At 66.3% G+C, this 21817-nt stretch carries 21 protein-coding genes; 16 read left to right on the top strand and 5 right to left on the bottom strand.

Going from position 1 to position 21817, the window contains the following annotated elements:
- Window positions 1–73 precede the first annotated feature (73 nt).
- The 6 genes from rbfA to FHW79_RS02650 all read left to right on the top strand — a co-directional run bounded on the left by rbfA (window position 74) and on the right by FHW79_RS02650 (window position 5737).
- Window positions 74–652, top strand: a complete 579-nt coding sequence (rbfA, locus tag FHW79_RS02675) for a 30S ribosome-binding factor RbfA (RefSeq protein WP_183177520.1) — start codon at window positions 74–76, stop codon at window positions 650–652.
- Window positions 642–1580 carry a tRNA pseudouridine(55) synthase TruB gene (gene truB / locus FHW79_RS02670; protein WP_183177519.1) on the top strand — a complete coding sequence of 313 codons (939 nt, stop codon included), beginning with the start codon at window positions 642–644 and terminating at the stop codon, window positions 1578–1580. Before rbfA ends, truB begins: the two co-directional genes overlap by 11 nt.
- Window positions 1581–1595: 15 nt before the next feature.
- On the top strand, window positions 1596–1865 hold the full coding sequence (rpsO, locus tag FHW79_RS02665; protein WP_183177518.1) for a 30S ribosomal protein S15: 270 nt from the start codon (window positions 1596–1598) through the stop codon (window positions 1863–1865).
- 314 nt (window positions 1866–2179) lie between these two features.
- Window positions 2180–4300: a polyribonucleotide nucleotidyltransferase gene (gene pnp / locus FHW79_RS02660; RefSeq protein ID WP_137115326.1), complete on the top strand. Its 2121-nt coding sequence runs from the start codon at window positions 2180–2182 to the stop codon at window positions 4298–4300.
- Window positions 4301–4508: 208 nt separating this feature from the next.
- Complete coding sequence (locus FHW79_RS02655) at window positions 4509–5285, top strand: class I SAM-dependent methyltransferase (RefSeq protein ID WP_183177517.1); 777 nt, start codon at window positions 4509–4511, stop codon at window positions 5283–5285.
- 65 nt (window positions 5286–5350) lie between these two features.
- On the top strand, window positions 5351–5737 hold the full coding sequence (locus FHW79_RS02650) for a hypothetical protein (RefSeq protein WP_183177516.1): 387 nt from the start codon (window positions 5351–5353) through the stop codon (window positions 5735–5737).
- 11 nt (window positions 5738–5748) lie between these two features.
- Here the strand turns inward: FHW79_RS02650 and FHW79_RS02645 are convergent, their stop codons facing one another.
- The gene (locus FHW79_RS02645; RefSeq protein ID WP_183177515.1) at window positions 5749–6642 is read right to left on the bottom strand and encodes a neutral zinc metallopeptidase; all 894 of its coding nucleotides are present in this window, start codon (window positions 6640–6642) and stop codon (window positions 5749–5751) included.
- A gap of 125 nt (window positions 6643–6767) precedes the next feature.
- Between FHW79_RS02645 and FHW79_RS02640 the strand changes: the two genes are divergently transcribed.
- Window positions 6768–7322, top strand: coding sequence for a tryptophan-rich sensory protein (locus tag FHW79_RS02640; RefSeq protein ID WP_183177514.1), 555 nt, complete (start codon window positions 6768–6770; stop codon window positions 7320–7322).
- Here FHW79_RS02640 and FHW79_RS02635 read toward each other — a convergent pair whose 3' ends face one another.
- Window positions 7323–8357: a lysine-2,3-aminomutase-like protein gene (locus tag FHW79_RS02635; RefSeq protein ID WP_183177513.1), complete on the bottom strand. Its 1035-nt coding sequence runs from the start codon at window positions 8355–8357 to the stop codon at window positions 7323–7325.
- 65 nt (window positions 8358–8422) lie between these two features.
- On the opposite strand from FHW79_RS02635, the gene FHW79_RS02630 reads away from it, so the two are divergent.
- From FHW79_RS02630 to FHW79_RS02610, 5 genes are all read left to right on the top strand, one after another.
- Window positions 8423–9172, top strand: a complete 750-nt coding sequence (locus FHW79_RS02630; RefSeq protein ID WP_183177512.1) for a glycerophosphoryl diester phosphodiesterase — start codon at window positions 8423–8425, stop codon at window positions 9170–9172.
- Between the two features lie 229 nt (window positions 9173–9401).
- Window positions 9402–10799 (top strand): 2-nitropropane dioxygenase, encoded by a 1398-nt coding sequence (locus tag FHW79_RS02625; RefSeq protein WP_038531606.1) that lies wholly within the window; start codon window positions 9402–9404, stop codon window positions 10797–10799.
- 135 nt (window positions 10800–10934) lie between these two features.
- Window positions 10935–11366 carry an iron response transcriptional regulator IrrA gene (gene irrA, locus FHW79_RS02620; protein ID WP_183177511.1) on the top strand — a complete coding sequence of 144 codons (432 nt, stop codon included), beginning with the start codon at window positions 10935–10937 and terminating at the stop codon, window positions 11364–11366.
- Window positions 11367–11565: 199 nt separating this feature from the next.
- Window positions 11566–11985 (top strand): rubrerythrin family protein, encoded by a 420-nt coding sequence (locus tag FHW79_RS02615; RefSeq protein WP_014238831.1) that lies wholly within the window; start codon window positions 11566–11568, stop codon window positions 11983–11985.
- On the top strand, window positions 11982–12575 hold the full coding sequence (locus tag FHW79_RS02610; protein ID WP_183177510.1) for a DUF3501 family protein: 594 nt from the start codon (window positions 11982–11984) through the stop codon (window positions 12573–12575). The genes FHW79_RS02615 and FHW79_RS02610 overlap by 4 nt, the downstream gene beginning before the upstream one ends.
- Before the next feature lie 101 nt (window positions 12576–12676).
- Here FHW79_RS02610 and FHW79_RS02605 read toward each other — a convergent pair whose 3' ends face one another.
- The gene (locus FHW79_RS02605) at window positions 12677–13231 is read right to left on the bottom strand and encodes an SH3 domain-containing protein (protein ID WP_109072597.1); all 555 of its coding nucleotides are present in this window, start codon (window positions 13229–13231) and stop codon (window positions 12677–12679) included.
- A 231-nt stretch (window positions 13232–13462) separates the two neighbouring features.
- Between FHW79_RS02605 and FHW79_RS02600 the strand changes: the two genes are divergently transcribed.
- From FHW79_RS02600 to FHW79_RS02590, 3 genes are all read left to right on the top strand, one after another.
- Window positions 13463–14452: a D-glycerate dehydrogenase gene (locus tag FHW79_RS02600; protein ID WP_183177509.1), complete on the top strand. Its 990-nt coding sequence runs from the start codon at window positions 13463–13465 to the stop codon at window positions 14450–14452.
- Between the two features lie 338 nt (window positions 14453–14790).
- Window positions 14791–16383, top strand: coding sequence for a DUF4062 domain-containing protein (locus tag FHW79_RS02595; RefSeq protein ID WP_183177508.1), 1593 nt, complete (start codon window positions 14791–14793; stop codon window positions 16381–16383).
- A gap of 24 nt (window positions 16384–16407) precedes the next feature.
- Window positions 16408–16887, top strand: coding sequence for a hypothetical protein (locus tag FHW79_RS02590; RefSeq protein ID WP_183177507.1), 480 nt, complete (start codon window positions 16408–16410; stop codon window positions 16885–16887).
- A gap of 248 nt (window positions 16888–17135) precedes the next feature.
- On the opposite strand, the gene FHW79_RS02585 is transcribed toward FHW79_RS02590, so the two are convergent.
- Window positions 17136–19829 carry a bifunctional acetate--CoA ligase family protein/GNAT family N-acetyltransferase gene (locus tag FHW79_RS02585; protein ID WP_183177506.1) on the bottom strand — a complete coding sequence of 898 codons (2694 nt, stop codon included), beginning with the start codon at window positions 19827–19829 and terminating at the stop codon, window positions 17136–17138.
- 298 nt (window positions 19830–20127) lie between these two features.
- On the opposite strand from FHW79_RS02585, the gene FHW79_RS02580 reads away from it, so the two are divergent.
- Complete coding sequence (locus FHW79_RS02580) at window positions 20128–21069, top strand: L-lactate dehydrogenase (protein ID WP_183177505.1); 942 nt, start codon at window positions 20128–20130, stop codon at window positions 21067–21069.
- 93 nt (window positions 21070–21162) lie between these two features.
- Here FHW79_RS02580 and ppa read toward each other — a convergent pair whose 3' ends face one another.
- A complete protein-coding gene (ppa, locus tag FHW79_RS02575) occupies window positions 21163–21720 on the bottom strand; it encodes an inorganic diphosphatase (RefSeq protein ID WP_183177504.1) in 558 nt (185 codons plus the stop codon).
- Window positions 21721–21817: the final 97 nt, after the last annotated feature.

The following is a 21817-nucleotide window of genomic DNA, read 5'->3' as shown; positions in this document are numbered from 1 at the left end:
GGGCGCCCATGCGCCCTTGTCGCGTTTTCGCGGAGGGGCGGACCCCTCCCGCACCGCATTCGGGATCGACAGCATGAGAAAGAAACACGATCTGGCCGGAAAGCCGCCGTCCCAGCGCCAGCTCCGCATCGGCGAGGAAATCCGCCACGCCCTGGCCGACCTGTTCCGGCGCGGCGACTTCCACGACCCCGAACTGGCGGACCTGAACGTCACGGTGACCGAGGTGCGGATCAGCCCGGACCTGCGCAACGCCACCGCCTTCGTCACCCCGCTGGGCGGCGGCGCGATGGACGAGACGCTGACGGCGCTGCGCCGCGCGGCACCCTTCCTGCGTGGCCAGATCGCCCGCGCCATCAACCTGCGCCACGCCCCGACGCTGAGCTTCGAGGCCGACACCTCCTTCGATTACGCCGGCCGCATCGACGCCATCCTGCACAGCCCGGCGGTCGCCCGCGACGTCGGCTACCGCTCGCTCGCCGACCGCGTGAACGGCGACGACGACCATGACGACGAGGACGACGGCTGGGACGAGGAGGAGGACGCGATCGAGGCGGACGACCTCGACGACGATGAGGATCTCGACGACGGGGACGACGAAGACGGCGGGGATGAGGGCAACGGCGGCGGGGACGAGGGGCGCCGTGGCTCGTAAGCGCAAGGGCGAGCCGATCCACGGCTGGATCGTGCTGGACAAGCCGGCGGGGATGACCTCGACGCAGGCGCTGTCCAAGGTGCGCCGCCACCTGAACGCGGAGAAGGCCGGGCACGGCGGCACGCTGGACCCCATCGCCACCGGCATCCTGCCGATCGCGCTGGGCGAGGCGACCAAGACCGTCTCCTACGCCATGGACGGCGAGAAGACCTACCGCTTCACCGTGGCCTGGGGCGCCCGCACCACCACCGACGACCGCGAGGGGACGGCGGTGGAGACTTCCGCGGTGCGTCCCGACGCCGAGGCGATCCGCGCCGCTCTGCCCGGCTTCCTCGGCTTGGTCGAGCAGATTCCGCCGCAATACTGCGCGCTGAAGATCAACGGCGAGCGCGCCTACGACATCGCCCGCGAAGGCGAGGTGGTGGACATCGCCCCGCGCACCGTGCGCATCGACCGGCTGGAACTGATCGAGAGTCCGGACGCCGACCACGCGGTGCTGGAGGTGGACTGCGGCAAGGGCACCTACGTCCGCTCCATCGCCCGCGACCTCGCCGAACGGTTGGGGACGGTGGGGCACATCCGCGATCTGCGACGCCTGCGCGTCGGGTCTTTCACGCTGGACGGGGCGATTTCCCTGGACGATCTGACCGCGATGGAGCAAGGTGCCGCGGTCGAAAGACTTCTGCTGCCGATCGAGACCGCGCTGGACGACATCCCGGCGCTGGCCCTGACGGACGCGGAAGCGCACCGACTGAAGCACGGCCAGACGGTGGCACTCCTCACCCGGCAGGACCGCGAACGCCTCACGGCGCTGCGCGGGGATGCTGGTGGGGATGGCACCGTCATTGCGCTTTTCGGCGGCAAGCCGGTGGCACTGGCACGCGTGGAGGGGGCGGAGGTCCGTCCGGTGCGCGTTCTCAACCTATGAACGATGGAGACCCCGATGTCGATCACGCCCGATCGCAAGCAGGAACTCATTAAGGAATATTCCCGCGGCACCAACGACACCGGCTCGCCCGAGGTCCAGGTCGCGATCCTGTCCGAGCGCATCCGGAACCTGACCGAGCACCTGCAGGGCCACAAGAAGGACTTCCACTCCCGCCGTGGTCTGCTGGTGATGGTCGGCCAGCGCCGTCGTCTTCTCGACTATCTCAAGAAGAAGGACAACGGTCGCTACGCCACGCTCATCGAGCGTCTGGGCCTGCGTCGCTGATTTTCAAAAGGCGTCCGTCCTGGTGACCGAACATCCGTCCCGATCCGCGCTCGATCCGCCGCACCGCCTTCCGGTGCACCGGGGAGTGTCGCGCCGGTCGGGGCGTTTGGTTGTTCGCGAAGGTATGTTCTAGTCAGACGGCCGGCCCGGACCTTCCGGGACCGGCCGTTTTGATGTTTTGGCCCTTTTTCGGGTTTAGCCCTTTTCGGGTTTTGGCCCTTTGTTGGGGTTTCACATGCGGGGTCCGACGACCGATGACCCCGGCTTAGGCCAGCAATCCGGCGGGCCTAGGTGTCGGATGGAAGGAAGAATCCATGTTCAAAGTTTTCCGCAAAGAAATCGAATGGGGTGGACGCAAGCTGACGTTCGAGACGGGCAAGATTGCCCGTCAGGCCGACGGCGCGGTGCTGGTCACCTATGGTGAGACCACGGTCCTCTGCACGGTCGTCGGCGCCAAGTCGCCGAAGCCGGGCGTCGATTTCTTTCCGCTGACGGTCAATTACCAGGAAAAGTCCTTCGCGGCCGGCAAGATTCCCGGCGGCTTCTTCAAGCGTGAAGGCCGCCCGACGGAGAAGGAGACGCTGGTCAGCCGCCTGATCGACCGTCCCATCCGTCCGCTGTTCGCCGATGGCTTCCGCAACGAGACGCAGGTCATCTGCACCGTGCTGAGCCACGATCTGGAGAACGATCCGGACATCGTCGCGATGGTCGGCACCTCGGCCGCGCTGACGATCTCCGGCATCCCGTTCCTGGGTCCGATCGGCGCCGCCCGCGTCGGCTACGTCGACGGCCAGTATGTGCTGAACCCGACCATGGACGCCGTTGACGGTTCCGCGCTCGACCTCGTGGTCGCCGGCACCCAGGAAGGCGTGCTGATGGTCGAGTCGGAAGCCAAGGAGCTGTCCGAGGAGGTCATGCTGGGCGCCGTGATGTTCGGTCACAGCGGTTTCCAGCCGGTCATCGACGCCATCATCGATCTGGCCGAAGAGTGCGCCAAGGAGCCGTGGGACCTGCCGGAGCCGGCCTACGACCGCGCCGCCCTGAAGGCGAAGCTGCGCGCGACCGTCGGCGCCGACGTGGAGGCCGCCTACACCGAGACGGTGAAGCAGGTCCGCTACGAGAAGATCGGCGCCGCCAAGGCGAAGGCGCTGGAGGCTCTGGCCGAGGCCCACGAGACCCAGGCGATCGTGACCGAGTTCAAGGAGCTGGAGGCCGACATCCTGCGCGGCGCCGTCCTGAAGACCGGCCGCCGCATCGACGGCCGCGACACCAAGACGGTCCGCCCGATCGTGTCGGAGGTCGGCGTGCTGCCGCGCGCCCACGGTTCGGCGCTGTTCACCCGCGGCGAGACGCAGGCGCTGGTCGTCACCACGCTGGGCACCAGCCAGGACGAGCAGATCATCGACGCGCTGCAGGGCGAGTACCGGGAGCATTTCATGCTCCACTACAACTTCCCTCCGTACTCGGTGGGCGAGGCCGGCCGCATGGGCTCGCCGGGCCGCCGCGAGATCGGCCACGGCAAGCTGGCGTGGCGCGCCATCCACCCGCTGCTGCCGAAGAAGGAAGACTTCCCCTACACGCTCCGCGTGGTGTCGGAAGTGACCGAGTCCAACGGCTCGTCGTCGATGGCGACGGTCTGCGGCACCTCGCTGTCGCTGATGGACGCCGGCGCCCCGCTGGCGCGTCCGGTGGCCGGCATCGCCATGGGCCTGATCAAGGAAGACGACGGCTTCGCGGTCCTGTCGGACATCCTGGGTGACGAGGATCACCTGGGCGACATGGACTTCAAGGTGGCCGGCACCGACGCGGGCATCACCGCGCTGCAGATGGACATCAAGATCACCTCGATCACCGAGGAGATCATGAAGATCGCTCTGGGCCAGGCTAAGGACGGCCGCCTGCACATTCTGGGCGAGATGTCCAAGGCGCTGACCGGCGCCCGCGAGGCGGTGAACGAGAACGCCCCGCGCATCACCGTGATCAACATCCCGAAGGAGAAGATCCGCGACGTGATCGGCTCCGGCGGCAAGGTGATCCGCGAGATCGTGGAGCAGACCGGCGCCAAGATCGACATTGAGGACGACGGCACGGTCAAGGTCGCCGCGGTGGACACCAAGGCCGCCCAGGCCGCCATCGACTGGATCAAGGGCATCGTCGCCGAGCCGGAAATGAACGTGATCTACACCGGCAAGGTCGTGAAGGTCGTCGACTTCGGCGCCTTCGTGAACTTCCTGGGCTCGCGCGACGGCCTCGTCCATATCTCCGAGCTGGCGCAGCAGCGCGTCGGCAAGGTGTCGGACGTGGTGTCGCAGGGTGACTCGGTGAAGGTGAAGGTCATCGGCTTCGACGACCGTGGCAAGGTGAAGCTGTCGATGAAGCAGGTCGACCAGGCCACCGGCGAAGACCTGACCAAGAAGGACGGCCCCGCCGCCTGATCCGTCTTCCCGCGCGCAAGCGGGAACGACGCTTCTCTCTCCCTCACCCGCGCGAGCGGGGGAGGGTCGGGGAGGGGGCGGGACGCTTCCGCCCTCAATCCTCTTTCGCTCCTTCATCTTCGCTCCTTCTTCGCTTCCGGCCTTCGGCTGCCCCCGTCCCCCGTGTTACAAGGTGGAACCACCACCAATGCGGGACGCGTGCCTGTCCATGCCCGACCAGCCCTCCGAAACCACTGTCTTCCCGCCGGATGGGCCGTCCTTCCGGATCGACTGGGGGCTGCAAGGTCTTCTCCGCCTCATCGATTCCTATGAATTCCGCACGGTGCTGGACGTCGGGTCGGGCGGTGGCGACCACGCGCGCCTGCTGCGCCACATCGGCAAGGAGGTGGTGACGGTCGATCTGCACCGCGACGCCGACATCCGCGCCGACTTTATGGACGCGGTCATCGACCGGACCTTCGATGTGGTCTGGTGCTCCCATGTGCTGGAACACCAGCGCAACCCCGGCACGTTCTTGGAGAAGCTGCGCCGCTGCCTCGCTCCGGACGGCGTGTTGGCGATCAGCGTTCCGACCCACCCGGCCGACCGCATGGTTGCCGGCCATGTGACGAGCTGGAACGCTTGGCTTCTCTGCTACAATCTGGTGCTGGCCGGGTTCGACTGCGCGCAGGCGCGTTACGTCAACACGGTGGATCTTAGCCTGATCGTCCGCAACCGCCCGGCCCTGGCCGGCGGCATGCAGGTGGGCGACATCGGCACGGGGGCGGGCAGCGGGGCCGACCTTGATCCGGCGGACGGAGCCGATCCCTTCACCGCCGTCGCCCCCTTTTTTCCCTTCCCGATCGGCCAGGGCGCCACGGCGCCGCTGGGAGAGATGAATAGGGGTGGTTTCGATTACCTGCTTCCCGCCGGTTTCCCGTCCTTCCGCCTGCACAGCCGCTTCCTGCCGCCGGAAGGGCTGTTCATCGGCGGGGGGGTGGAGTGATGGCCGATGTCGCCCCGATTGTTCCACGATCGGTACGTCCCGCTCCACGGACCCGGTGACCTGCGATGGCCGTTTCCATTCCTGCCGACGCCACCCGTTGCCTGCATTACGGCGACGGCAACCGTGTGACGGTCGGGAGCGGTGCGGGCTTCGACGCCATGGGGCGCTTCCTGGTGCTCCCCGGCGAGGGCGCGTCCCTGACCGTGCCCGGCGGTTCGTCCGCTTCCTGCTACGTCCACCTGCTCTTCCCCAACCCGGCGCCGGTCGGCGAAGATGGAACCACCCTGGATCTGGCGGCCGCCCTGCGGATCGGCGATACGGACGAGGTGCCGGACAACGGCGTGCTTCTGGCCGAGATTCGGCGCGATGCGGCGGGGGTGGTCGCCGGCGTGGTCGACCGGCGCCAGCCGGTGCGTTCCCGCCTGCCCGCGCAACTGACCGACGCTGGATGACTTGAGGAGGGCTACAGCCGCTCCGCCCCGAACGTGTCGCAGGCGTTCAATTCGCCCCGCTCCAGACCGGTGCGGAACCATTGCACCCGTTGGGCGGAGCTGCCGTGGGTGAAGCTGTCCGGCGTCACGGTGCCGCGGGACTGGCGTTGCAGACGGTCGTCGCCGATGGCGCTGGCCGCCGTCAGGGCCTCCTCGACGTCGCCGGGCTCGATGATCTGGCGCTCGCGGTTGGCGTGGTTGGCCCACAGGCCGGCGAAGCAGTCGGCCTGAAGCTCCAGCCGCACCGACAGCCCGTTGGCGTCAGCCTGGGACCCGGCCTGCCGCTGGGCCTGCTGCACGCGGTCGGAGATGCCCAGCAGGTTCTGCACATGGTGGCCGACCTCGTGGGCGATCACATAGGCCTGGGCGAAGTCGCCCGGCGCGCGGAAACGGTCGCGCAGGTCGCGGTAGAAGCTGAGGTCGATGTACACCTTGCGGTCCTGCGGGCAGTAGAAGGGACCCATCGCCGCCTGGGCGAAACCGCAGCCCGAATCCACCGTGCCGGAGAACAGCACCAGAGCCGGGTCCTGGTAGGTCCGCCCGATCCGCTGGAACTGGGCGGCCCAGGTGTCCTCCGTGTCGGCTAGGACGACGGAGACGAAGCGCTTCAACTCGTCGTCGCCACCGCCCTGCGGGGCGTCGGACTGTTCGTAACGGGCCTGCTCCTGCGGCGCCGTCCCCTGCAGCAGGTCCAACGGGTTGATGCCCAGCAGGAGCGAGACCACCACGATCACCGCAAGACCGCCGATGCCGATGCCGCCGCGCCCGATCGGGATTCCGATCCCACCCCTGCGGAAGCCGCCGCTTCCGGGCGTGCCGCGCCGGTCCTCGACATTCTCGCTCTCGCGACCGTCCTGCCACCGCATCGCCCGATCCTCCCCCGACGCATTGCCAGAGGAAAACCGGCGAGGGGGCGTGGCTGTTCCAGCGCTCCGCCGGATGCGTCAACCACGCGCTTGAACGCAAGCGGGGCCGTGCCATTTCCTAATGGATGAACCACCGCTCCTTCGTCCCGACGGAACCCGCAACCGACACCGGCCCGCTGCCCTTCCGCGTGTATTGGTGGCAGGCTTTGGTCTTCTGGCTGCTCACCAACACCTATGGCGTGTTCGAGCGGGGCGGGGAGCCGTTTCCCGGCTATCAGCCCTCGCCGCTGCAGCCGCCGGGCTGGGCCTTCCCCGTCGTCTGGTTCAGCATCAGCCTGATCCAGCTCTGGGGCTGCGTGCGGATGCTGAACGCGCCCTGGACGATCCGCTGGCGCCCGGCGCTGATCGGGATGCAGGGGGCGCTGTGGCTGCTCTACGCCAGCTTCGGATTCGCTTACTTCACGATGGGCAGCCCGATCCTGGCGGCGGCCTGGACCATCGCCTACTTCATCATCGCCTCGACCTGCGTGCTGCTGGTGTGGCCGGACGACCGCGCCATCGCGGCAAGCTGGCTGCCGCTGGTGCTGTGGACCGGATTCGCTTCCATCGTCGCCGTCCATGGCGTCGTCCTGAACCCGGATCCGCTGTTCGGGTTGGGGCCGGGGCTGGGGACGCGCTGATCAGCCGCGGTAGCGGTGCGTCGCCCCCGTGAAGTCCTCCGCGAGATAGCCGCCCCCGCCATCGGGCCGCACCCAGCCCGGCGCGGCGGGGGCCTTGCCGTGCCCGCCGGGGATGTCCAGCACATAGGTCGGCTGGCAGAGGCCGGAGACACGCCCGCGCAGCCCCTTCACCAGCGCCTGCCCCTCGGCCAGGGTCGGGCGGAAATGGCTGGTGCCGGCGGCGAGGTCGGGATGGTGCAGGTAATAGGGTTTGATCCGGTTGCGCACCAACCCCCGGAACAGCGCCTCCAGCGCCGCCGCGTCGTCGTTGATGCCCTTCAGCAGCACCGTCTGGCCGAGCAGGGGAATGCCGGCGTCGGCCAGCCGGGCGATGGCGCCGCGCGCCGGCTCCGTCAATTCGTCGGCGTGGTTGACGTGGACGGCCATCCAGGTCGCCACGTCCGGCGCCTTCAGCGCCTCGACAAGCTCCGCCGTGACGCGCGCCGGGTCGGCGACGGGGATGCGGGTGTGCAGCCGGACCACCCCGACATGGGGGATGTCCGACAGGCTGCGGACGATGTGCGACAGACGCCGCGGCGACAGCAGCAGCGGATCGCCGCCGGTCACCACCACCTCCCACACCTCGGGGTGCGTACGCACATACGCGAGCGCGGCGTCCAGTTCGTCGGGCGACAGGGCCTCGCCGCCCGGGCCGACCATTTCCCGCCGGAAGCAGAAACGGCAATAGACCGCGCAGGCGTGCAGCGGCTTCAGCAGGACCCGGTCGGGGTAGCGGTGGACGATGCCCTTCACCGGGCTGCGCACCACGTCGCCGATGGGGTCCTCGCGCTCCTCCGGCGCGGTGTACGCCTCCTCGGGAGAAGGGACGTACTGCACGTACAGGGGATCGCCGGGCGCGGCGTCCGCCAGCGTTTCCAGCAGGTACGGGGTCAGGGCGATGGCGTAGCGATCGGCCACGGCGGCCACGGCCTCGCCCGCCGCGGGCGTCATCAGCCCGGCGGCCACCAGATCGGTCACGCTGTGGGCTGCCTTCATCGCTCGTTCCCGATCCGCCGCTTTGCGCCTAGTATGAGAGGCCCGCTCATACTCCCGCAGGACCCATGCTGTCGACTCTTCCCCGCCTGATCGGCCACCGCGGCGCCAAGGAAAGCGCGCCGGAAAACACGCTCGCCAGCCTGCGCGAGGCCGCCCGCCAGGGCGCCGCCTGGGTCGAGGTGGACGTGATGCTCACCCGCGACCGCGTGCCGGTGCTGATCCACGACGACACGCTGGAGCGCACGACCAACGGCGCCGGGCCGGTGCCGAACCTGACCCTGGCGGAGCTGAAGGCGCTGGACGCCGGTTCCTGGTTCGACACCCGTTTCGCCGGCGAAACGGTGCCGACCCTGGAGGAGGCGCTGGGCGTGATCCGCAAGCTCGGCCTGGGTCTCAATCTGGAGATCAAGCCCTATCCCGGCCAGGAGGTGCCAACGGCGGAAGCCGCGCTGGACCTGCTGACGCGGCTGTGGCCGAGCGGCCTGCCCCTGCTGGTGTCCAGCTTCGAGGTGCCCTGCCTGGAGGTGGCGCGCGACCGGGCGCCGGGGATTCCGCGCGGTTACCTGCTGTGGGACCCGCCGGCCGACTGGGCGGCCATCGCCGACCGCATCGGCGCTGCCACGCTGAACATCCATCAGGATCGCCAGACGGCGGAAAGCGTCGCCGCCTATCGCGCCACCGGGCGCCCGGTGCTGGCCTACACGGTCAACGACGCGGCGCGGGCGCGCACGCTGTTCGGCTGGGGCGTGGCCGGTGTCTTCACCGACGCGCCGGGCCGGCTGGCGGCCGAACTGGCCGGACAGACAAATCCGTAAATCGGTTGCCCTAGGGACCGCCGATTGACGTTTGGGGAAAAGTCGCCGTGACAGATTTTTTTCTAACACCGCGAATCCGCTCGTCCGCACGGAAATTTCCTCATATATAGATCGCTCATGGCGGCATGGGCCGTCGGGGGCACGACTCCCGGCGGCGTTTTTCGTCGTCTTTCGGGTCGCGCTGTCCGGGTGCCCGCACGCGGGCGCTCTCATGGTCTTGGAGGTTTCGTTGAAGGCGCTTAAGCCGTTGCTGATGTCTGGCCGGGAGGTTCTGCCGCTCGTCGAGGGTGGCAAGGGAATTGCCGTCTCCAACGGGGAAAGCTCGGGCGCCTGGGCGGCGGCCGGGGGTATCGGAACATTCTCGGGCGTGAACGCCGACAGCTACGACGAGAACGGGAATCTCCTGCCGCAGGTCTATCACGGCAAAACCCGTCGCGAGCGTCACGACGAGCTGATCAAGTTCGGCATCCAGGGCGGCATCGCGCAGGCGCGCATCGCGCACGAGGCGTCGAACGGCCAGGGCCGCATCCACATGAACGTCCTGTGGGAGATGGGCGGCGCCGAGCACATCCTGCACGGCGTGCTGGAAGGCTCGCAGGGCCTGATCCATGGCGTCACCTGCGGCGCCGGCATGCCCTACCGCGTAGCGGAGATCGCCGTGCACTACGGCGTGCATTACTACCCCATCGTCTCCTCGGCCCGCGCCTTCCGCGCCCTGTGGCTGCGCGCCTACCACAAGTTCCGCGAGAACCTGGGCGGCGTGGTCTACGAGGACCCGTGGCTGGCCGGCGGCCACAACGGCCTGTCCAACTCCGAAGACCCGCTGAAGCCGGAGGATCCGTTCCCCCGCGTCCTGGCGCTGCGCCAGATGATGAACAGCTTCGGCCTGAACGACACCCCCATCGTCATGGCGGGCGGCGTCTGGTGGCTGTCGGACTGGGAGGACTGGATCGACAATCCCGATCTCGGCCCGGTGGCCTTCCAGTTCGGCACGCGCCCGCTGCTGACCCAGGAAAGCCCGATCTCCAACGCCTGGAAGCATCGTCTGCTGACGCTGAAGGAAGGCGACGTCTTCCTGAACCGCTTCTCGCCGACGGGCTTCTACTCCTCCGCCGTCAAGAATCCGTTCCTGATGGACCTGATGGCCCGCTCGGAGCGTCAGGTGGCCTATCTGCCCAAGCCGGTGGGCGAGCATTCCGCCGAGCTGCCGCTGGGGCCGCGCGGCCGCCCGGTCTACGTGACCGAGACGGACAAGGCCCGCGCCGAGGGCTGGCTGTCCCAGGGCTTCACCAGCGGGCTGAAGACGCCGGACAGCACGGTCATCTTCGTCACGCCGGAGCAGGCGGAGCGCATCCACCGCGACCAGGTGGACTGCATGGGCTGCCTGTCGGCCTGCAACTTCTCCAACTGGGCGCAGAACGAGGAAGGCACGAACGGCAAGCGTGCCGATCCGCGGTCCTACTGCATCCAGAAGACCCTGCAGGCGGTCAGCCACACCGACGACTGCGAAAACCAGCTCATGTTTGCCGGTCACAACGCCTTCCGCTTCGCATCGGACCCCTACTACAAGGACGGCTTCATCCCGACCGTGAAGCAGCTGGTCGAGCGGATCGCCACCGGCTACTGACGTCGGCGGCCTGGGTTTGCGGGGGGCGCTTGCCCCCTGACCTGAAATCGTTCTAAACTGAGCGGGCTGCGGCGGATCGCCGCGGTCCGTTTCGCGTTCCGACTTTGTGACCTGAACCACGGCGAACAGACGACGATGACCGGCATCCGACCCTTCAAGCGCGCCCTCGACCGCCTGCAGACGGCGGGCTTCCGCCCGACGCGCCAGCGTCTGGGGCTGGCCCGCCTGCTGTTCGAAGGGGAGCACCGCCACGTCACCGCCGAGCAGCTCCACACCGAGGCCATGGGGGCGGACCTGCGGGTGTCGCTGGCCACGGTCTACAACACGCTGAACCAGTTCACCGCCGCCGGCCTGCTGCGCGAGGTGGTGGTGGAAGCGGGCAAGTCCTACTTCGACACCAACACCAGCGACCATCACCATTTCTTCCTGGAAGGGACGGGCCGGTTGGAGGACATCCCCGGCGACGACGTGGTGGTGCAGCATCTGCCGCCGGCCCCCCCTGGCACGCGCATCGCCCGGGTGGACGTGATCGTCCGGCTGAGCGCGGACCAGGGCGAGGACCGCTGAGGGCGAGGATCTCTGAAGGACAGGCGGCCGACGGCCGCGTCACGGAAAAAACGGTCGTCCAGCCGGGTCGTCAGGGAATTTCCGGAACATTGACGCGTTTTGGGAGCAATGGCATAAGCCGTAGCCGAGGCTCGGTCGCCGGAGGCCCCACGCCCGCGCGCGGTCGGGCCGGGCCGAACCCCGTCTGGAGAACGCCGCCATGTCGCTGAAGGGCACGAAGACCGAGCAGAACCTCAAGGCGGCCTTCGCGGGGGAGAGCCAGGCCAACCGCCGCTATCTCTATTTCGCCCAGAAGGCCGACGTGGAAGGCCACAACGAGGTCGCCGCCGTCTTCCGCTCCACGGCGGAGGGCGAGACGGGCCACGCCCACGGCCATCTGGAATTCCTGGAGGAGGCCGGTGACCCGATCACCGGCCTGCCCATCGGCGACACGGTGAGCAACCTCAAAGCCGCCATCGCCGGCGAGACCCACGAATACACCGACATGTATCCGGGCATGGCCCGCACCGCCCGCGAGGAAGGCTTCGAGGAGGTCGCGGACTGGTTCGAGACGCTGGCCAAGGCCGAGCGGAGCCACGCCGGGCGGTTCCAGAGGATGCTGGACCAACTGTCGTCATGACGGCGCGCCGGACCGCGATCACCCGCGCCGACATCCTTCCCCTGGACCGCTACGCCGTCGAACGCGCCGCCCGCCGCAGCGCGCTGGTTGCCATGAAGAAGAGGCGCCGCGTCGCTGTCGGCCCCTACGCCCTCGTCCATTTCGAGAATTACGAGACGATGTGGCAGCAGGTCCACGAGATGCTGTTCATCGAGCGGGGCGGTGACGACCAGATCGACGGCGAGTTGCGGGCCTACAATGGCCTGATCCCGCAAGGGACGGAACTGGTCGCCACGCTGATGTTCGAGATCGCCGACCCGGCGCGGCGCGCCGCCGAGCTTGGCCGGCTGGGCGGGGTGGAGCGGACGGTGACGCTGCGCTTCGCCGGCCACACGGTGACCGGCCGGCCGGAACAGGACGTGGAGCGCACGACCGCGGCCGGCAAGGCGTCCGCCGTCCATTTCCTGCATTTCGACTTCACGCCGGAGCAGATCGCCGCCTTCCGCACCCCTGGGATGGAGGTGATCCTCGGCATCGGCCATAACCGGTACGGCCACATGGCGGTGATGCCGGAGGCGGTGCGGGCGGAGCTTGCGGGGGATTTCGGGTAGGGGGACCTGTTGCCCCCTCCCTAGCCCTCCCCGGCTTCGCAGGGGAGGGAAGGGGCCCGCGGCGTCAGCCATGGGAAGGGTGGGGGCAAGCCGCCGGCCCCTTACTCGAACGTCTCGTCCTTGTAGGCGCCCCAGAACTCGCCGCGGCTCATCCAGCCGCGATAGCCCTTCAGGTCCACCTCGCACCACTCGCCCTTGCACTTGCGCAGCCAGCCGATCACCCCAGGCTGGGCGCGGGCCACGACGGCGGCGTCGCCGCGCGGCTCCTTGCGGACGGTGCGGATGTCGCCGGTGATGACGATGCTGCGCTTGCCCGACAGCATGCTCTGGTGCACCCAGCCCTCGCTGCCTTCCCAGTCGCGGATGCGGCGCCAGGTGTCGAACTCCTGGGTGATCTCCACCGGCATTTCCTTGCGGGTGAACACCCATTCGATGGGGTAGCGCACGTTGGGGCCGGTGCGCGCGTTCACCTCGCCCGAGCGCAGCGACACGAAACGGGGGATCGGCAGGCCCGAGGCGTGGGTCGGGTCCTTCTCGCGCCGTCCGCCTTCCGACGCGTCGGCGGTGGACGGCGTGACCGGCGCCAGGGCTGCGACGGCCAGCGCCAGGACGGCGAGAGCGCGGCGGATGGCAGACGTCGTCGGCAACGGCAACACCGGCAGCCCCGTGCTGTGGAGATCGGAAGGATTTGAGTCGGAGGCACTATAATTAGGGGTACCCGCCGGGGGCAAGCGCAAGGCGCGGGCGGACGCACGGCATCGGTTCTTGTCACATGGCGGGGCGGTTCATAAGGCCGGACGCCGCGCCGAATCGTCACTGCCATCTGGACAGCTTCCCAACCGCTTGATAGGACAAGCGTCGGCCCGGAATGGGGGAGGCACCGTCCAATGACCGAAAAGAAGAAGCCGCTCGTCGTCGTCACCCGGAAACTGCCCGACGTCATCGAGACGCGGATGATGGAGCTGTTCGACGCACGGCTGAACTCCGACGACGAACCCCTGACCCACGCGCAGCTCATCGACGTGGTGCAGACGGCCGACGTGCTGGTCCCCACCGTCACCGACCGGATCGACCGCGAGGTGATCGAAAAGGCCGGGCCGCAGCTTCGCCTCATCGCCTCCTTCGGGACGGGCGTCGACCACATCGACCTGAAGGCGGCACGGGAGCGCGGCATCAGCGTCACCAACACGCCGGGCGTCCTGACCGAGGATACGGCGGACATGACCATGGCCCTGCTGCTGGCGGTCGGCCGCCGGGTGGCGGAAGGCGAGCGGCTGGTGCGTTCCGGCCAATGGAAGGGCTGGGGGCCGACGACGATGCTCGGCCACCGCATCCAGGGCAAGCGGCTGGGCATCCTCGGCATGGGCCGCATCGGGCAGGCGCTGGCGCGCCGGGCGCGCGCCTTCGGCATGTCGATCCACTACCACAACCGCCGCCGCGTCTATCCGGACGTCGAGCAGGAGCTCGAGGCGACCTACTGGGACAGCCTGGACCAGATGCTGGCGCGCATGGACGTGGTGTCCATCAACTGCCCGCACACCCCGGCAACCTACCACCTGCTGTCGGAGCGCCGGCTGAAGCTGCTGCGCCCGCATTGCTTCATCGTCAACACTTCGCGCGGCGAGGTCATCGACGAGACGGCGCTGACCCGCATGCTGTCGAAGGGCGAGATCGCCGGCGCCGGCCTGGACGTGTTCGAGCATGAGCCGGCGGTGAACCCGAAGCTGCTGCGGCTCGACAACGTGGTCCTGCTGCCGCACATGGGCTCGGCCACCATCGAGGGCCGCATCGACATGGGCGAGAAGGTCATCATCAACATCAAGACCTTCGCGGACGGCCATGCCCCGCCCGACCGCGTCCTGGAAACGCTGCTTTAGCAAACAGGTGCCGGCGGAAGCCGGCACCGCCCTCGCATCACATAGCCTTGGCATCCTGGTCCCTGCGCACGCCCTGAAAGGGCGTGAAATGAGGGCATAGGTCACCTGTGGGCGGCGAAAGCCCATTTTCCAGCGCTGCTGGCATTAAATATCCGGTATGAGCAGGCTCCGCGCGGCGCAAGATGCGAGCGATCATGGATAATCGCAACCCATCGCCGTGTCCATCGCGTGTTTATATATCAAATTCGGCATATGATGCCGTTGACATACGCGCTAGAATTGCTGCATTGTATTAAAAACTACCGAATTCCGGCGTGATCCTCCGAAAGGGATTTCCTATGGCTGCGTCGTCGCGAAAATTCCAATTTTTTGTCAGCTCCGTCTACGAGGGATTGCAAGAGGAGCGTCGGGCTGTCTTCGACGCTATTATTGATGGTGGAAATTTTCCAATCGGAATGGAATCATTTGTTGCAACGAATGAAGCGCAGTTTCAATTCATTAAGAAGCAGATTGATCAAGCCGATTGCTTTGTTGTTATTTTGGCGACCAGATATGGAGAGATTGATAGCACAACAAAAAAGTCATATACGGAAATGGAATTTGATTACGCTCTAGAGAGCGGAAAGGAAATCATAGCGTTCATTATACGAGAAGACGTCAGAGATGATTGGGCTAGGAAAAAATCTGAGTATCTCGACATTCCAATTGCCAAGATATCGGACAACTCTACGGCGCTGAACGCATTTCGTGCTCGCTTGTCACAAGGAAGGATGGTCAAATTCTGGTCGAACAGTGATGAGCTTCGCTACATCTGTGGCGCGTCTGCCGCGCATTTCACGCAGTATGCTGCAAGTTCCCTGGGTTGGGTTCCGGCCTCGTTTTCCAATCAGTTCCAGGACATGAGCGAGCAGCTTCGTGAACAGGTCAAAAAGCTGCGGGAAGTGCTTATCGAAAAAGATGTTGAGATAAAGGGTCTTGAAGAAAATTTGGAAGTTGTGAAGCTGGATCTCGCCAGCAGCCGAAGGATTGATGAACTGGTTTCAGGTCGTGACTTTATCGAGGCAATTGAGAGATCTTTTGCCAATCTGCTGAGTGCGCCAGACAGCACCAGGCTTGCACGGGAAGCTGATTTCAAAAAGGCTCTGCTTACTTTTACAGACATGCTCGGCGATGGGACGAGGGAGGCCATCGCAATTTCTTCGGATGAGATTGAACAGGTGGGAGATATATGCCGGGAAAGTGGCTATCGTGAGCATGCCTATCGGCTCTATGAAAGGGCTGTTCGGCGCAATCCCAAAAACATCAGTGCCGAAATCGAACTTCGTTGCCTCGAAATGGACATTTTTCCATCACGTCGCGATGAGGTGTTTCAGCAATTGGTTGAACTGGGGGATAAGTGTTCAGAGTCGCAGATCAAAAGAATATTCAACGCTCTTATAGAAGTTTCTTCCTACGACAGGTTGTACAGCTTTTGTACGTCCATCCTGGAGCGGCGGGGGCCTTCCCTGACACCGAAATTGCAGGCGCTGATTTTGCGGAACCGCGCCATAGGGTGCCGCCACTTGGAGGGGTTTGGCATCGCCGAGGAGGCGTTCCGCGATATTGAACGGGCCATGACTTTGGACGGCGATGAGGAAAACAATATCAAGATTTATGCAACGTTCTTGCGCGATGCCAACCGACTGGAGGAAGCTTCCAAACAGTTTGCTGTGCTGATCCGAATGGATCCGAAGGACGCCACCTACTATATGGGTCTTGCTCAATGCTTGCGTGCTCGGCGCCGCAATGAACACGCTTTGATGATTTTGGATAAGGCGCTTGAACTCGTTCCATTGCAGGATCAGCCAAAGATCCTCCGGTTCAGGGAAGATTTTGTTGCGCCGCCGCAGGCAAAAGAAGTTTCGGAATTGCTGGCCGCAATCGAACTTTAGAAGGGGCTTTGTAGGAGGATTGCGATGGGTGGACCGCGCATCACCATCAATCACCTGTGGCGGAGAGTCGATCGTGCCATGGTGGTCGCTCATCACGCAAGCACCGACATTTCCAGAAGATATGAAAGAGTGAGCAGAGGAGATAATGTTATAGATAAAAATCTAATGCTGCGCATGATAGAGGGTGCTGCATTGAGAAATGTGAATTTCAGCTGTAATGACTGTAAGGAAGTGGCTGACGATTGCATCGTTTATTTCGGTCCTGGTATCACGTATTCAAAACTAAGAGTTCCAGAATTTGATGAAATACCTACCAATAGATCTGGTGACATTGATGTTTTAGAGATTATAAAGAATATAAATGGAAGCATTTATATACTTAATGAATGTGTATTATTTTTGAAGGACATAAGAACAAGATTGGATTCAATAGCTGAAAGACCTGAAAAATTCCAACGGCATCAGCTTGTCGATAGGAATTTTAATTTGCATCCCAAACCTTGATCAAGGTGTCTGGGTTAATTGGCATGCTGATGGAACGGGGCCGTTTGCAGCGGCTTCAGGAAAACGGCAATCCGTTCCAAGCGCGTCAGGCGCTGGCACATCGGCCGCTGGCAAAAATGTGATTCGGATCGTTGGATGCGCCGTGCCCAACCGTCCGCCGACTGCACCGGAGGCATGCCGCTTCCGCCTCGGGCGCGATGCCAAGTTCCGAACCCGGCACCGCGCCCCGTCCGCTCCCACCGTCTCGCTCAGCTTGCGGAGTGGGACGCGAGGCCGCCGCCCAGTTCGATCCTCACCTCCACGACACCCGGCTCGTCCAGGTTCTCCTTGCGGATGAAGCCGAGCGCGCGGCACATGCCAAGCATGCTGGTGTTTTCGCGCAGGACCTCGCCGTAGACCTCCTTGATCCCGCGGGAACGGGCGTAGTCCAGGATCTTGTTCATCAGCTGGTAGCCCAGCCCCTGGCCCTTCATGTCCGACCGCACCATCACGGCGTATTCGGCGCGCAGGTTGTCGGGGTCGGCGGTGATGCGCACCACGCCGTACATGATGGTGTCGCCGGTCTCCGGGTCCGGCCCGACGGCGACCAGACCCATCTCGCGGTCGTAGTCGATCTGGGTCAGGCGGGCGGCGGCCTGATGCGACAGCCGCTTCAGCGGCGCGAAGAAGCGCAGCCGAAGATCCTCCTGCGTCTGGTTGGCCACCATGTGGTGCACCAGCGGCTCGTCCTCCGGCAGGATGGGGCGGACGAGGAACTGGCGGCCGTCCTTGATGGCGATGCGGTCCTCCAACCCCTTGGGGTAGGGGCGGATGGCCAGCCGCTTGGCGCCGGGCAGGGCCGGGACGCCGACCTTGATGCGGGCGTCGAGCGCCAGCACGCCCTCCGCGTCGGCAAGCAGTGGGTTGACGTCCAGCTCGGCGATCTCCGGGAAATCGACGATGAGCTGCGAGATCTTGTTCAGCGTCAACGCCACCGCCTCCAGATCGACCGCGGCGCGCGAGCGGTAGCCCTGCAGCTGCCGCCAGATGCGGGTGCGGCCGATCAGCTCCGTCGCCAGCCGCATGTTCAGCGGCGGCAATGCGAGCGCGTAGTCCTCCACCACCTCCACCCCGATGCCGCCCTCGCCGAACAGCAGGACGGGGCCGAACAGCTCGTTCTCGGTCATGCCGACGATCAACTCGTAGGCGTCGGCGCGCACCGCCATCTCCTGGACGGTGAAGCCCTCGATGCGGGCGTCGGGCACCGCCTCGCGCACGCGGGCCAGCATCGCCTCGGCCTCGGCCTTGACTTCCGCCGGCTCGGTCAGGTGCAGGGCGACGCCGCCGACGTCCGACTTGTGGGTAATGTCCGGCGACAGGATCTTCAGCGCCAGCGGCCCGCCGATCATCTCGGCGCAGTGGGCGGCCTCGTCCGGCGTGTCGGCGCGGCGGGTGTCGACCACCGGGACGCCGTAGGCGGCGAGCACGCGCTTGGCCTCATACTCGCTCAGCCAGTCGCGCTTCTCGGCGATGGCGCGGGAGATGATCTTGCGCACCGTGATGCCGTCAGGCTGGAAATCCTCCGGCACCGACGGCGGAGTCTCCATCAGCAGCTCCTGGTTCCGGCGGTATTCCACCAGATGCAGGAAGGCGCGCACCGCGTGGCTGGGCGTGTCGTAGGTGGGGACGCGGTTGGCGGCGAACAGCTTGCGCGCCTCAGCCGCCGTGTTGTCGCCCAGCCAGCTGGTCAGCACCGGGTGCTTGCGCGTCTTGTTGGCGATCATGGTGTCGACCACCGCCTGCGCGGCGGCCAGCCCATCGGTCACCGCGGTCGGGCAGTTCAGCACCAGCACGGCGTCGTTGTTGGGGTCGGCCATCAGCGCGTTCAGCGCGTCGGCGTAGCGCTTGGGCGGGGCGTCGCCACCGATGCGCAGCGGGTTGCGGGCGCTGCCGGCGCCCAGCGCCTTCTCCAGCGCGTCCATGGTTTCCGGCGCGAACTGGGCCAGCCGCCCGCCGGACAGGATCAGGCTGTCGGTCGCCATAACCCCCATGCCGCCGCCGTTGGTCAGGATGGCCAGCCGGTCGCCGGTGATCGGCGACCCGGTGCCGAGCGTGCCCACCGCGTCGAACAGCTCGTCCAGGCCGCTGACGCGCAGGATGCCGGCGCGGCGGAAGGCGGCGTCATAGACGGCGTCGGACACCGCCAGCGCTCCGGTGTGGGAGGTGGAGGCCTCCAGCGCCTCGTCGGTGCGGCCGGACTTGATGACGATTACCGGCTTCTGACGGGCGGCGGAGCGCGCCGCCGACATGAACTTCCGGGCGTCGGTGATGCTCTCGATGTAAAGCAGGATGGCCCGCACGGTGGCGTCGCCGGCCAGATAGTCCAGCAGGTCGCCGAAATCGACGTCCGCCTTGTCGCCCATCGAGATCAGGTGCGAGAAGCCGATCCCACGCGCCGTCGCCCAGTCGGCGATCGAGGTCACCACCATGGACGACTGCGCCACCAGCGCCACGTCGCCCTTCTTCGGGGTGACGTGGCCGAAGCTGGCGTTCAGCCCGCGGCCCGGCACCATGATGCCCAGGCTGTTGGGGCCCAGCACGCGCATCAGGTGGGGCTTCGCCGCCTCGCGCAGGGTCTGGGTCTGCTCCTTGGAAAAGCCGCTGGAGATGACGATGGCCGCCTTGGTCCCGCGTTTGCCCAGCGCCTCGATCGTGGCGGGCACGGTGGCGGCGGGAGTGCAGATCACCGCCAGATCCGGCGTGACCGGCAGATCGTCCACCGTCTTGTAGGTCAGAACCCCCTCGACCGCGCGCTCGCCGGTCACCGGCATGATCGGGCCGTCGAACCCGGCGTTGAACAGGTTGCGGGCCACCACGGCGCCGATGGTGTTCGGCTTTCGGGTCGCCCCGATCAAGGCGATGGAGGCGGGCTTGAACAGGCGGTCGAGGTTGCGAACGGTCATGGCCGGGTTCCGGGGGTTCGTCTCACACAGCAAGGCTCGAACAGGCGCCATTCCGGTAAAGATCGGACTAGGGCCATCGACTTGCAATCTGGAGTAATGAGGCAATTGCGGGACGGGAACGCGACCGATCGCCGCTCATGTTGCAGTGCAACATACACATTGGTCATACCTTTGTACAGGCGCCCTTTGTCGCGCCCCCCTCCGGAGCGTCTATCCCCGCCGCGCATCGGGGCTTGAGCGGGCGGGCGCGATGCTCCACCCTGTTGACCTTCAACGGAAAAAGCAGGGAGCGGGAGCCATGAAGGTCGGGATCGTCGGGGCCGGCGCGGTGGGCGCCACCGCCGGATTCGCCATGGTGATGAGCGGTGCGGCCAGCGAGGTCGTGCTGGTCGACATGAACGAGAAGCTGGCCGCGGCCCAGGCGCAGGACATCGCCCACGCCGTGCCTTTCGCCCGCGCCGCCCAGGTGCGCCACGGCGGCTACGCGGCGCTGGCCGGGGCCGGGGTGGTGGTGCTGGCCGCGGGCGTGGCGCAGCGGCCCGGCGAGACGCGCCTGCAGCTGCTGGAGCGCAACGCGGCGGTCTTCGGCGCCATCATCCCGGCGGTCCTGGGGGCGGCGCCCGACGCCATCCTGCTGGTGGCGACCAACCCGCTGGACGTGATGACGCAGATCGCCACCCGCATCTCCGGCCTGCCGCCGTCGCGGGTGATCGGCTCCGGCACGATCCTCGACACCGCGCGGTTCCGCGCGCTGCTGGCCGACCGGCTGGGGGTGACGCCGAAGTCGGTGCACGCCCATGTGGTGGGCGAGCATGGCGATTCGGAAGTCCTGCTGTGGTCCGGCGCCACCGTCGCCTGCCTGCCGGTGGACCGCGGCGCCGACCGGCTGAAGCGCCCCCTGACCGCGGAGGATCGCGCCGCCATCGACGATGGCGTGCGCCGCGCCGCCTATCACATCATCGACGGCAAGGGCCACACCGCCTTCGGCATCGCCGGCGGCCTGTCGCGCATCGTGGCGGCCATCGCCGGGGACGAACGGGCGGTGCTGACCTGCTCCATCCTCAACGACGAGGTGCTGGGCGTGCCGGACGTGGCGCTGTCGCTGCCGCGGGTGATCGGGGCGGGCGGCGTCCTGGAGACGGTGATGCCCGACCTGTCGGAGGAGGAGGCGGCGGCGCTGAAGCGCAGCGCGGAAATCCTGAAGGAGGCGGTGACCTCGGTCGAGAAGTCGCTGCCCTGACCGGGTGAGGGGGAAAATGGGGACGGTCCGCGTTGCAGGACCGGCCCCGCGCTGCGGAGCCGGCCCTTGCAACCCGTCCAGTCGAGAGGCGCGTCAGACCACCGGGCCGGGCTGGCCCTTGGTGGCGGCAGCGGCGCGCTCCATGCCTTCCTGGATCTTCCTGGCGGCTTCCTGCTCGTCGCCCCAGCGCAGGATCTTCACCCACTTGCCCTTTTCCAGATCCTTGTAGTGCTGGAAGAAGTGGGCGATCTGCTCGGTGGTGATCTCCGGCAGGTCCTTGTAGGACTTCACGTTGCTGTAGAACGGGTGCAGCTTGTCGACCGGAACGGCCAGCAGCTTCTCGTCCTCGCCGCCCTCGTCCTCCATGAACAGCACGCCGATCGGGCGCGAGCGCAGCACGGCGCCCGGGATGACCGAATGGCGGCCGACCACGCAGACGTCCACCGGGTCGCCGTCACCCGACAGGGTGTGCGGGATGAAGCCGTAGTTGCAGGGGTAGTACATGGCGGTGTGCAGGAAGCGGTCGACGAACATCGCGCCCGACTCCTTGTCGATCTCGTACTTCACCGGCTCGCCGCGCAACGGGATCTCGATGACCACGTTCACGTCCCACGGGGCGTTCTTGCCGACCGGAACCTTGCTGAGATCCATGGAAAACCATCCTTCGACTGCAAAAGCGGGTTGCGCTTGGTTGTGGACGCGGGCCAAAGCTCCCGGCGCCGCGCGCGCGGAGTTTAGGCAGAAGCGG

Source organism: Azospirillum sp. OGB3, assembly GCF_014192915.1.
In the GTDB taxonomy this organism is placed as follows: domain Bacteria; phylum Pseudomonadota; class Alphaproteobacteria; order Azospirillales; family Azospirillaceae; genus Azospirillum.
This window is presented reverse-complemented; position numbering and strand designations above follow the sequence as displayed.